The sequence below is a fragment of the Microbulbifer agarilyticus genome, assembly GCF_001999945.1.
GTDB lineage: Bacteria > Pseudomonadota > Gammaproteobacteria > Pseudomonadales > Cellvibrionaceae > Microbulbifer > Microbulbifer agarilyticus_A.
Map to the genome: position 1 here is coordinate 4036159 of NZ_CP019650.1, position 11348 is coordinate 4047506.

10 protein-coding genes are annotated in these 11348 nt (G+C 57.4%); 5 read left to right on the plus strand and 5 right to left on the minus strand.

Annotated elements, in window-relative coordinates; translation table 11 throughout:
• Window positions 1-16: 16 nt before the first annotated feature.
• The 4 genes from Mag101_RS16730 (at window position 17) to Mag101_RS16745 (ending at window position 3300) form a co-directional block, all read left to right on the plus strand.
• Window positions 17-697, plus strand: a complete 681-nt coding sequence (locus Mag101_RS16730) for a D-Ala-D-Ala carboxypeptidase family metallohydrolase (RefSeq protein WP_077407597.1) — start codon at window positions 17-19, stop codon at window positions 695-697.
• 44 nt (window positions 698-741) lie between these two features.
• Window positions 742-1470: a D-Ala-D-Ala carboxypeptidase family metallohydrolase gene (locus Mag101_RS16735; RefSeq protein WP_077407599.1), complete on the plus strand. Its 729-nt coding sequence runs from the start codon at window positions 742-744 to the stop codon at window positions 1468-1470.
• An 88-nt stretch (window positions 1471-1558) separates the two neighbouring features.
• Complete coding sequence (locus Mag101_RS16740) at window positions 1559-2680, plus strand: AI-2E family transporter (RefSeq protein WP_077407601.1); 1122 nt, start codon at window positions 1559-1561, stop codon at window positions 2678-2680.
• 77 nt (window positions 2681-2757) lie between these two features.
• Window positions 2758-3300 carry a DUF3833 domain-containing protein gene (locus tag Mag101_RS16745; protein WP_077407603.1) on the plus strand — a complete coding sequence of 181 codons (543 nt, stop codon included), beginning with the start codon at window positions 2758-2760 and terminating at the stop codon, window positions 3298-3300.
• Here Mag101_RS16745 and Mag101_RS16750 read toward each other — a convergent pair whose 3' ends face one another.
• From Mag101_RS16750 to glnA, 5 genes are all read right to left on the minus strand, one after another.
• The gene (locus Mag101_RS16750; RefSeq protein WP_077407605.1) at window positions 3301-4095 is read right to left on the minus strand and encodes a DUF4239 domain-containing protein; all 795 of its coding nucleotides are present in this window, start codon (window positions 4093-4095) and stop codon (window positions 3301-3303) included.
• A 154-nt stretch (window positions 4096-4249) separates the two neighbouring features.
• Window positions 4250-5668 carry a nitrogen regulation protein NR(I) gene (gene glnG / locus Mag101_RS16755; protein ID WP_077408420.1) on the minus strand — a complete coding sequence of 473 codons (1419 nt, stop codon included), beginning with the start codon at window positions 5666-5668 and terminating at the stop codon, window positions 4250-4252.
• A gap of 53 nt (window positions 5669-5721) precedes the next feature.
• Complete coding sequence (glnL, locus tag Mag101_RS16760; protein WP_077407607.1) at window positions 5722-6795, minus strand: nitrogen regulation protein NR(II); 1074 nt, start codon at window positions 6793-6795, stop codon at window positions 5722-5724.
• Between the two features lie 317 nt (window positions 6796-7112).
• Window positions 7113-7802, minus strand: coding sequence for a DUF4124 domain-containing protein (locus tag Mag101_RS16765; RefSeq protein WP_077407609.1), 690 nt, complete (start codon window positions 7800-7802; stop codon window positions 7113-7115).
• Between the two features lie 214 nt (window positions 7803-8016).
• Window positions 8017-9423, minus strand: a complete 1407-nt coding sequence (gene glnA, locus Mag101_RS16770) for a glutamate--ammonia ligase (RefSeq protein ID WP_077407611.1) — start codon at window positions 9421-9423, stop codon at window positions 8017-8019.
• Window positions 9424-9814: 391 nt separating this feature from the next.
• Here glnA and thiI point away from each other — a divergent pair, with 391 nt between their 5' ends.
• A complete protein-coding gene (gene thiI, locus Mag101_RS16775) occupies window positions 9815-11287 on the plus strand; it encodes a tRNA uracil 4-sulfurtransferase ThiI (protein ID WP_077407613.1) in 1473 nt (490 codons plus the stop codon).
• Window positions 11288-11348 lie beyond the last annotated feature (61 nt).

An 11348-nucleotide genomic window follows, 5' to 3' on the forward strand; every position in this document is an offset into this window, starting at 1 on the left:
CTTACGGTTAGCACAGATGCCATTGGGCAATCCTTTTTCCAAAGCAAAACGTCGCTACGAGCACCTGCCACCCAACCAGCAAACCAACTGGTGGGTGATTGTGGGCATCGTCGGGCTACTAGTGTCGCTGCTACTGATGCTGTGGCTATATCTCCAGTACAAGGCGGTGGAAAAGCCGTACTACGAACTCAAAGGCTATCGGGTAGCGGACGACGACAGCCTCAAGGCGTTCCTGCGCGAGGGCAATAACCGCCGGAGCCTAAGCCAGCTCTCCGATTTCCTGAACCAGTCCGGAGTGGGTGACGCCACCAAGATACAAAACCTGCTGCGCCAGGGGTCCGACTGGCTCGATGTAAAAGAGCCGCCCTTCGCCATGCCTCCCGAGGAGTACTGGCCCAATATGGTGGCGACCCTAAAGTTGATTCGGGACGAAGTTGTTCCCGCCATCGGCCCGGTGGATATCGTATCTGCGTTTCGCACCGACGATTACAATCACAAGGCTGGTGGCTCCAAGAAGAGCAAGCACAAGAGCTTTTGCGGCGTAGACCTGGTACCACGCTCGAATATTGGCCGCAAGGAATTGGTCGAGGAGTTAACCAGTCTGCACACACGCCTCGGTCCCGACAGCAAGATGGGGCTCGGCCTGTATAGCGGTGTGCGTTTTCATGTGGACACCTGCGGGTTTCGTCGCTGGTAGTCGTATCTGTGGTTAAGAGATTCAGAGGTTAAGTAGTAGCGCCTATGGATATCAAAGAAAGCGCCGATCACGAGTACATCGATATTCATATTGAACGCCGGCGGGTTATCTGGATCGTCGCGGGGCTGCTTATCGCATCGCTGGTACTGGTGGTGCTAACGGCAGAGAAGGCCCGTGAGCTGGCTGAGCGCATCGTAAGCCCCGTTGCGCATATCGAGCCGGAACCGGTGATCGTCGACCCGGATGTGCCAATGATTTTTCGTATCAAGGGCTACACCGCAGCTACCGGTGCCGCGTTTGAGCGCTTTCTGGAGGAGGGCGACAATCGCGCGCGTTTCGAAAAACTCGAGCGTTTTTTGAAGCTCAACGAGGTCGATGAAGTTGTCCCGCCCTACGAACTGATGCGCCAGGGTACCGACTGGCAAAAAATTGGCGAGCCCCCCTTTGCCATCCCGCCAGAGGATACTTGGGAAACCATGGTGGACACATTGCGGGTGATGAAGGATTACATTATTCCGACCATCGGCCCGGTGATTGTGTTGTCCGGTTGGCGTACGCCCAGCTACAACGCGAAAGCCGGCGGCGCGCGCACCAGTAAGCATTTACATTTCTGCGGTCTGGATATGATTCCCGAGGATGAGTACACCCGCAAACAGCTGGTGCCCAAATTACGCCGCATCCATAGAAAAGTCGGGCGCAAGTGGAATATGGGTCTCGGTATCTACAGCGGTATTCGCTTTCATGTGGATACCTGTGGCTATCGCCGCTGGTAAAGGCGACTGGTAAAGCCTGTGGTGATCTGCTTTCATAGCAGGTTCAACATTCGCCATTAGCACACACAATAACAACAGGGAAATACCAGTGCAGGAAAAGCTGGAGCGACGCTCGTTTATTTTTACTCTCGCGCTGGTCAGCATCGCCTTTGCGTTGATGCTGCAGCCATTCTTCATCGCCATTTTCTGGGCCTGTGCCGTCGCGCTGATTTTCTACCCACTGTATGTTTATCTGTGCAATCGCTTCCCCAAGTGGCCCAACCTGTGTGCGCTGCTGACCCTGATCCTGTGTATCGTGGTTGTGGTCATTCCAGTATTGCTGGTGGCCAGCTCATTTATCAGTGAGGTAGCAAACCTCTATCAGAATGTGCAGTCCGGCAAGGTCAACCTGGGCGCTAAAGTCGAAGAAGTCAGAGCCGCATTCCCCGGTATCAACGCCGCGCTGGAACGGGTCGGTATGAATTTTGACGGCCTGAAGGAAAGTCTGCTGGGTGGCCTCATGAGCATCGGCAGCCTGATTGCCAAAAATGCCCTGGCACTCGGACAAAACACGCTGAATTTTTTCGTCAGCCTGGGCCTGATGTTGTACCTCACCTTCTTCCTGATTCGCGATGGCAGCTCGCTGGTGGATCTGCTGATTCGCGCGCTGCCGCTTGGCGACGAGCGCGAAAAGCTACTGCTGGCAAAGTTCGCCGAAGTGACCCGCGCAACCATTAAAGGCAATCTGGTCGTAGCCGTCACTCAAGGCACGCTCGGCGGCATCATTTTTTGGGTACTCGGTTTGCCGGCGCCATTGCTGTGGGGCGTGGTAATGACCGTGCTGTCTCTACTGCCTGCAGTGGGTGCGGCGATTATCTGGTTTCCCGCGGCGCTGTATCTATACGCCACCGGCGACATGATCAAAGCCACCGTACTGATGTTATACGGGGTGCTGGTGATCAGCCTGGTGGACAATATCCTGCGCCCGATTCTGGTGGGGCGTGACACCAAGCTGCCCGACTACATGGTGCTGTTTTCCACCGTTGGCGGCCTGATGCTGTTCGGTATCAGCGGCTTCGCCATCGGTCCACTGCTGGCGGCGCTGTTTATGGCGTTCTGGCAAATCTTCATGCGGGAGTTTCTCGGTGACACCGGTACGCTGTCACCGCCGCAAACTGCGCAGCTGCCCAATACCAAGGCCAATACCGGGTCACCAGACAGGGAAGGGTAGCGCGAGCAATCCAGATTGTGCTTCTCGGCGTATTTCTCAAGTGATGTGTGAACAACCTATCGCAACCGAGGTAAACGATGATTAAAGCACTCGCTCTGTCTATCGCAGTGTTACTGGCCGTCAGCGGCTGCAGTGCGCCGAGTATCGAGTCTTACGCCGATAAGACGCCACGGTTTGTGGCCGAAGAGTTTTTCTCCGGGCCGATGAAAGCCTATGGTGTGGTGAAAGACCGCAGCGGCGCAGTCACCCGCAAGTTCGTCGCCGAACTGAATGGCAGCTGGGAAGATGGCCGCGGGATCTTGCGCGAGAAGTTCGAGTTCGATGACGGCGAGATTCAGTATCGCAACTGGGTGATGGTGCCCAATGCGCAAGCCTCGGCAGGGCCAGTGCGCGCCTTTACCGCTACGGCAGAAGATGTGGTGGGCGAATCCACCATGCGTAGCGCGGGCAATGCGGTATTTATGCGCTACGTGCTGCAGGTGCCCTACAAAGGACGCACCCTCGATATCAACGTCGACGACAGAATGTATCTGGTCGCACCAAATATCCTGATCGCCGAATCCAAGCTCAGTAAATGGGGCTTTAATGTGGGCGAGATCCAGCTCACCATCGTCAAATAATTATTGCTGCTGGTTGGTCATGCGCTCTGCCAGCGCGCGCATGGGCTCCTGATTAACCACCAGCAGGCCTTCACCCGCGCGATCCAGGTCGGCGATCAGCAAAATTACCAGCGCAAACGCAAGCGCCAGGGAGATCGCGACTGGCGCCGAACCTCGCGCATTGATCCCCAGCTGCACCCCCAGGCCAAAAACCGCCAGCGCGCTGATCGCATAAAGCGCGGCCCAGATGGCTCCGGGAATCTGGTAAATCAACCCGACCTGAACCCGCTTGGAATGCAGGTCAATCACCTCATTCAACGACTCGTAAAACGCTCTTACATGTATCGCATTCACTGCGTCGTTGTCCTGACTACTCCCCAGTAGCTGCCACAGCGCGCCGTGGATCTCTTCGCTGCGCGCCATTGCCTCGAACGTCTCCACCATGCTGCGGCGCGTTGGGTCGGTGCTGCGCACATCGGCATATTCCGTCAGCAGCTGCCGCACCCGTGCTCGCTCGGCCTCGGGCAGAAAGTCGGAGCGCAAAAACGTCGTTTCAATGGCGTTGACCTCGTCCAGCAACAACGCCTTGCGTTCGCTAAAACGCTCTGAGGTCATATTGAATGTAAGCGCGAGCATAAACGCGAGCAGGCCGAGCATGGCCGCGACGGCGCTGCCGATCGAGCTGTCCTGCTGATCGGCGCGCTGCCGCGCTAACCGGTGACCCACCAAATAACCGAGGGATAGCGCCACCAGAATCAGCAGCACGGAGATAAGGTAAATAATCGACAGCGGTAATGTGGTGAGAAAATTGAACATGCGAATTTGAGTCTGGCGATGGTCATTTAGCCAATCTCAAGTCTGGATCATGCTCACATAATCTGCACAAATAATACGGAAAGGAAGGGAAGAGGCCCCGAGGAGAATACGGGGCACATTCGGAACATTTCAATAAGGGATGAAGCAGGCGGCGCTAGTCTTCGCCGCCGTTCATTCCAAGCTCTTTCAATTTACGCGTTAGGGTGTTGCGGCCCCAGCCGAGAAGTTCTGCGGCGTCACGCTTGCGGCCGGCAGTGTGTTTGAGGGCAATCTCGATCAGTGCTCGCTCGAAGGCCGGCACGGCCTCGCTGAGGATCTCGCGTTGGCCAGTGGCTAGAGCCTGATCCGCCCACAGGCGCAGCGCCTTTTGCCAGTCCTGCGGTGCTTCACTGGTGGCCCCTTGCTGGTGCAGTTCCGGCGGCAGGTCGTCGATATGCACTTCGCGCCCGGAAGCCATCACCGTGATCCAGCGGCAGGTGTTCTCCAGCTGGCGCACGTTGCCCGGCCAATCAAGCCCGGACAGGTACTCTTCGGTTTCCGCGGTAAGAATTTTTGGCTCGACACCCAGGTCCTTGGCGGCACTATTGAAGAAGTGGCGCACCAGGCGCGGAATATCTTCGCGGCGGTCGGAAAGTCGCGGGATGTGAATACGGATTACATTGAGGCGGTGGAACAAATCCTCACGGAATTTGTGCTCTTCCACCAGGCGCTCCAGGTCCTGGTGCGTCGCAGCAATAATGCGCACATCCACCTTTACCGGCGTGTGCCCACCGACGCGATAAAACTCACCATCGGCCAGCACTCGCAACAGGCGGGTCTGTGTCTCGGCAGGCATATCACCGATTTCATCCAGGAACAGAGTGCCGCCGTTGGCCTGTTCAAAGCGTCCGGCACGCTGTGCGCTGGCGCCAGTGAACGCGCCCTTTTCATGGCCGAATAATTCGGATTCCATCAGGTCTTTGGGAATCGCCGCCATATTTAATGCAATAAACGGCTGGTTCTTGCGCGGACTGTGATTGTGCAGTGCTGCCGCCACCAACTCTTTACCGGTACCGGACTCACCATTGATCAATACCGTGATGTTCGAGTGCGACAGGCGGCCAATCGCGCGGAAAACCTCCTGCATGGCCGGCGCTTCACCAATAATTTCTTTGTTGCCGATACCATTTTCGATCACTACCGACTCTTCCGGCTGCTGCTCGTTGGCCAGCGCCAGCGCGCGGCGGGTAACCGCTACGGCCTCATCCACATCAAAGGGCTTGGGCAGGTATTCGAAGGCACCGCCCTGATAGGCGGCAACCGCGCTGTCGAGATCCGAGTGCGCGGTCATGATGATGATCGGTAGGTTGGGGCGTTCCGCCTGGAAACGCTGCAGCAGCTTGAAGCCATCGGACCCCGGCATGCGGATATCGCTGATCACAACATCCGGCGATTCGCTATAGAAGTCATCCAGCGCCCGGTCACCATTCTCGTAACAGGTCGTGTCAATGCCGGCGCGGGATAGCGCGCGCTCGAGCACCCAGCGGATTGAACGGTCGTCATCAATGATCCAAACACGGTTGTTCATAGTAATTTTCCGGCCTGCGTTCCAAGTCAAAAATCTGTGCGTATACGATTCTGTCGCAGCTACTCCGATGCCAGCGGCAGATAAATCTGAAATTCAGTTTGCCCGGGCTCGCTCTCACATTTAATGAGCCCCCGGTGCTGGTTAATAATCTGCTGCGAAAGGGACAGTCCCAGTCCGGTTCCCTCCGCGCGCCCCGAAATCATCGGGTAGAAAATACGCTCGCGGATGTCCTCCGGTATGCCCGGCCCGTTATCCACCACATCGATGCGACACACCAGCGAACAGTGGCGGCGGCCGATAGTGAACTGGCGCTGCACCCGGGTGCGGATCATCAGGCTGCCCTTACCGAGGCCAATGCTCTCGGCGATGGCCTGCATGGCATTGCGGGCAATATTCAGTACCGCCTGGATCAGCTGCTCGCTGTCGGCGGGGATGTCCGGAATCGACGGGTCGTAGTCCCTCTCGATAATCAGTGCGCCGCTGCACTCTGCCTCGATCAACTGCGCTACCCGCTCGGTAATGGTGTGTACATTTACCGGCTGCAGTTCGACCGGCTTGCGCGGCCCCAGCATGCGGTCCACCAGATTGCGCAGGCGGTCCGCCTCTTCGATGATGATCTGGGTGTACTCACCCAAGCCGTCGTCATCCAGCTCTTTCAATTCTGTTTGCAGTAACTGTGCCGCCCCGCGAATACCACCCAGTGGATTCTTCACCTCGTGCGCCATGCCGCGCACCAGATTGCGGGTAGTCTCCTGCGCGGAAAGCAGTGCGTCTTCGCGGGCAATGCGCAGCAGGCGATCCATGGACTGCACTTCCAGCAGCAACAGCCCGAGGTCCGGCAGCGGGGTTACCGAGTAGTCGACGGTACACTCTTCCAGGTTGTGCAACAGCCACAGGGCACGGCGTACCGTGTACTTCTCACCACTGGCGAGAGACGCCCGCAACGCCTCGAGTGCCGCCGGATTTTCTCGCACCACCTCTTCCAGTGGCTGGCCACTGGCGCGCGCATTGGAAACCGCTATCAGGTTTTCCGCAGCGGAATTCAGGTAGCAGAGCGCCAGCTTGTCATCGAGCACCAATACGGCCGAGGTGAGGTTATCCAGCAGCAGGCGTAACTGACGATCGTTGAGCATTCCAGCTTCCGAGGTTGAGGCGTTAAATGTCGCGATGTTGTTCACTTGTCCGATTCGCCTATTGGGAGTGCAAGAAGCAAACCAAAATGGCGCAAAAAATCGATGAAAGAGAATGAATTAGAGGGCACTGGCGGCGTCGGCCACCGGTGCGCGCACCATTATTGTGCATTGAGTGAAAAATAGCCAATTTGGCTGTTCATTGCGGGGCACGGAGGTGCTAAGGGACCAAGCAAGGTGCGGCAGAGAAGACGAGCGGACCAGAGCGTCAGGGTGGCGCACCGCATAGAACAGGGTGCACCACGGAGGAGAGGGGCGTATCAGCGCGGCTGGGGGCTGGGCGGCTTCGCGATACCGGGGACCTGCGGTGCCTTCGGCATTTGTGGCGCCTGCTGGGCGGGGAAATCGGGAACCTGTCCACCCGGTCGCTTCACATGGACCTGAATGGTTTGCGACTGCGCCAACGGCTGGCCAGTGGCGCTATACAGCACCGCCTGGATGGTATGGGTACCGCGCTCCAGCGCGGAGATGTCCAGGCTGTTGGTGGATGAACCGCCGCTCCAGCGCTGGCCGTCGATGACCGCGAAAAAACGGTAACCATCCCGCGGCACCGGATTCAGGGCCACCTGCAGCACGATAAAGCGCTGGCCGGGAGGGATGGTTGCATCATCCGCCGGACTGACAATGGCAAAACTGATGGGGCCCAGGTCTTCGCGCTGGCGCTCATCGCCGGAGCGCGGAGATAGCTTGCGCGTGGGCAGCGCACTTTTCGGTGCAATGGGCTGCACATTGATTGGCCCAATCTCAATCTTTTCCACCTTCTCGCCCGCCGGTGCGGTGTCGCTGAAAGTCACGCGGCCGTCGGGTCCGACGATTTTATAGACGGAGCCATTACCACTACTACTAGAGCCAGAGCCACCCTTGGTGGTGTCGGACTTGTCCTGGGCGCTCGCGGTGGCAATCAGCAGTGCCGCCAGTGGCACCGCAAGCAACGCGGTCAGTTTGATCATGGGCGCTCCCGCAATCGTGTTTTCAACCTACCTATTTAGTAAGGCTAGTGTACTCGTGAACCCGGGCGCGACGTAAAGCGCCTGTGCACAAAAGAGCCATAAAAAGCCCATAAAAAAAGCCCACACCGCAAGGTGTGGGCTTTCTCGTCATCTTTGCGCCGTTCTCACCAATCTCCCGGAGGAAAATCGGCGGCGGCGCGCTGATGATACCTGCTTATACGGAATAGTACAGGTCGAACTCAACCGGGTGAGTGGTCATGTTCACACGCTGAACTTCTTCACGCTTCAGGTCGATGTACGCATCGATCGCGTCGTCGGTGAATACGCCACCTTCGGTCAGGAACGCGCGGTCCTGATCAAGTGCGTCCAGAGCCTGTTCCAGGCTGGAAGCAACGGTCGGGTACTCGGCCAGCTCTTCCGCCGGCAGATCGTACAGATCCTTGTCCGCAGCGTCGCCAGGGTGGATCTTGTTCTTAACGCCGTCGAGGCCAGCCATCAGCAGAGCGGCGAAGGCCAGGTACGGGTTAGCGGTCGGATCCGGGAAGCGAGTTTCGATACGCTTGCCTTTCGGGCTCGGTACGAACGGAATACGGATGGACGCAGAACGGTTACGTGCGGAGTAAGCCAGGATTACCGGCGCTTCGAAGCCCGGAACCAGACGCTTATAGGAGTTGGTAGAAGCGTTACAGATGGCGTTCAGAGCGCGCGCGTGCTTGATGATACCGCCAACGTAGAACAGGGCAGTTTCAGACAGTCCAGCGTAAGCGTCGCCAGCGAACTGGTTTACGCCGTCTTTGCTGAAGGACTGGTGCACGTGCATACCAGAACCGTTGTCGCCTACCAGCGGCTTCGGCATGAAGGTCGCAGTTTTGCCGTAAGCGTGCGCTACGTTGTGTACCGCGTACTTCAGGATCTGAACTTCGTCCGCTTTCTTGGTCAGGGTGTTCGCGCCAACGCCGATTTCACACTGGCCAGCAGTACCCACTTCGTGGTGGTGTACTTCAATTTCCAGACCCATGGCTTCCATAGCGGAACACATGGCGGCACGTACGTCGTGCAGGGAGTCGACCGGTGGAACCGGGAAGTAACCGCCTTTCACGCCCGGACGGTGACCCATGTTGCCGTCGGTGAAGTTAGCGCCGGAAGACCAGGCCGCTTCTTCGGAATTGATTTTGTAGAAGGCGCCACCCATTTCGGCACCCCAGGTGATGTCGTCGAATACGAAGAACTCAGGCTCCGGACCGAACAGCGCGGAGTCACCGAAACCAGTGGACTTCAGGTATTCCTCAGCGCGCAGAGCGATGGAACGCGGGTCGCGCTCGTAGCCCTGACCGGTGATCGGGTCAACGATGTTACAGCGAACGATTACAGTCGCTTCATCGGTGAACGGGTCCAGGAATGCAGTTTCGTCGTCCGGCATGAGGATCATGTCGGATTCGTTGATGCCTTTCCAACCGGAGATGGAGGAGCCATCGAACATCTTGCCTTCTTCGAAGAACTCGCCGTCAACTTCCTTAGTGGGAAGGGATACGTGTTGTTCCTTACCTTTGGTATCGGTGAAGCGCAGGTCTACCCATTTAGCTTCGCTCTCTTTGATGAGCCCGAGCGTTTTCGCTGACATTACAGTCCTCCAAGAATGAAAAAGTTATGTTCGCGCCAATTCGCTTTATCTTGTGGCAACTGTAAAAGCAAAGAGTGTGCCAAATTGGGGCAAATTGACGGCTAGGGGGTTCGGGGAGCCGGATTTGGTTGCTGGGGAGCACAATCGAATAGAAATCATCCAACCCAAACTAGCATTACCACGCCAGCTTTCTCGGGCGGCCCGCAGCATTCCCAAAAATGGTGCCCCCAAACCTCCATTCGCACCATTTTAGGGCGAGAAACATGCAATTGGCACCAATTTGGTGCCGCGAGCAAATTCGTGATAGCGAGTTTATAATTCGCCACCTCTTCCGGGAAGCCAGTAAATCCTTTCCGGCCTCAAATTCAACCGCGGTTCCGGCACATCCCCTATGCACTTTGTCGTTAAGTTTTTTCCAGAGATCACTATCAAGAGCAATCCCGTGCGCAAGCGCATGTCGCGACAGCTCGCAGACAACCTGCGCAAGTTAATGCGACAGCTGGATGACCGAATTCAGGTACGCAAAGACTGGGAAAAAATCGACGTGACCGCGCCGGACGCAGTATCCCATCTTTCCGAGCGCATTGAAGAGGTACTGGCGCACACCCCAGGCATCGCCAACTTCGCCCGCGTACAGCAGTTCCCACTGGGCGACTTGGACGATATCTACCAGAAGACCCTCGCCATCTGGGGCCCGCAGCTGGCCGGCAAGACATTTTGCGTGCGGGTAAAGCGCACCGGCAAGCACGACTTCCAGTCGCTGGACGTGGAGCAGTACGTCGGCGGCGGCCTCAATCAGAATACCGACGCGGCCGGCGTAAAACTGAAGAAACCCGACATCACCGTGAAACTGGAAATTCGTCACGACAAGCTGAACGTGATCGAGGAGCTGCACCAGGGCCTCGGTGGCTTCCCGCTGGGCACCCAGGACCCGGTCATCTCACTGGTGTCCGGCGGCTTCGATTCCACTGTATCCAGCTACCTCACCATCAAGCGCGGTATCCGCACCCATTTTCTGTTCTTTAACTTGGGCGGCCGCCAGCACGAGCTGGGGGTAAAGGAAGTGGCATTTTACCTGTGGGACAAATACGGCTCCTCCCACCGGGTGCGCTTTGTCACGGTACCGTTCGATGAGGTAGTGGCAGAAATCCTGGAGAAGGTGGACGACTCCTATATGGGTGTGACCCTGAAGCGCATGATGCTGCGCGCGGGCTCGGTCATCGCCAAGGAACTGGAAGTGGACGCGCTGGTAACCGGCGAAGCCATCGCCCAGGTTTCCAGCCAGACGTTGAAGAACCTGGCGGTAATCGACAGCGTGACCGATACCTTGGTATTGCGCCCGCTGATCACCTCCGACAAAACCGACATCATCCGCACTGCGCGTGCGATCGGCACCGAGGAATTCGCCGCGAACATGCCCGAGTACTGCGGCGTGATTTCGGTGAAGCCCACCACCCGTGCAAAAATGGAGAAAGTTGAGCACGAAGAAGCGCGCTTCGACTTCACTGTGCTCGACCGCGCGGTGGGCAACCGGGTAATGCAGAACATCGATGAGGTAATGGACGACCTGGGTGAAGACGCCCCGCCGGTGGACATCTTCAAAGAACCCGGCGATGCCATCATTATCGATATCCGCCACCCCACCGAGGAAGAGGTGAACCCGCTGGAACTCGACGATGCAGAGGTGGAAACCATCCCCTTCTATCGCCTCAGCACCGCCTTCCAGAAACTGGATAAGGACAAACAGTACCTGTTGTACTGTGCGCGCGGGGTTATGAGCCAGCTGCACGCGTCACACTTACTGGACGAAGGCTATCGCAACGTCGGTGTATTCCGCCCGGAGATCCCGCACCAGGGCAAATAACGCCCTTCTTTCCCTGCAAGACCGCCGCAATAGGGCCCGCACCAAGACTGGTAGCGGGCCT

Bases quoted from the DNA above. Each gene is read 5' to 3' on its own strand.
- Mag101_RS16730 (WP_077407597.1), top strand. From the start codon at position 17: ATGCCATTGGGCAATCCTTTTTCCAAAGCAAAACGTCGCTACGAGCAC.
- Mag101_RS16735 (WP_077407599.1), top strand. From the start codon at position 742: ATGGATATCAAAGAAAGCGCCGATCACGAGTACATCGATATTCATATT.
- Mag101_RS16745 (WP_077407603.1), top strand. From the start codon at position 2,758: ATGATTAAAGCACTCGCTCTGTCTATCGCAGTGTTACTGGCCGTCAGC.
- Mag101_RS16750 (WP_077407605.1), bottom strand. From the start codon at position 4,095: ATGTTCAATTTTCTCACCACATTACCGCTGTCGATTATTTACCTTATC.
- glnL (WP_077407607.1), bottom strand. From the start codon at position 6,795: ATGCTCAACGATCGTCAGTTACGCCTGCTGCTGGATAACCTCACCTCG.
- Mag101_RS16765 (WP_077407609.1), bottom strand. From the start codon at position 7,802: ATGATCAAACTGACCGCGTTGCTTGCGGTGCCACTGGCGGCACTGCTG.
- glnA (WP_077407611.1), bottom strand. From the start codon at position 9,423: ATGTCAGCGAAAACGCTCGGGCTCATCAAAGAGAGCGAAGCTAAATGG.
- thiI (WP_077407613.1), top strand. From the start codon at position 9,815: ATGCACTTTGTCGTTAAGTTTTTTCCAGAGATCACTATCAAGAGCAAT.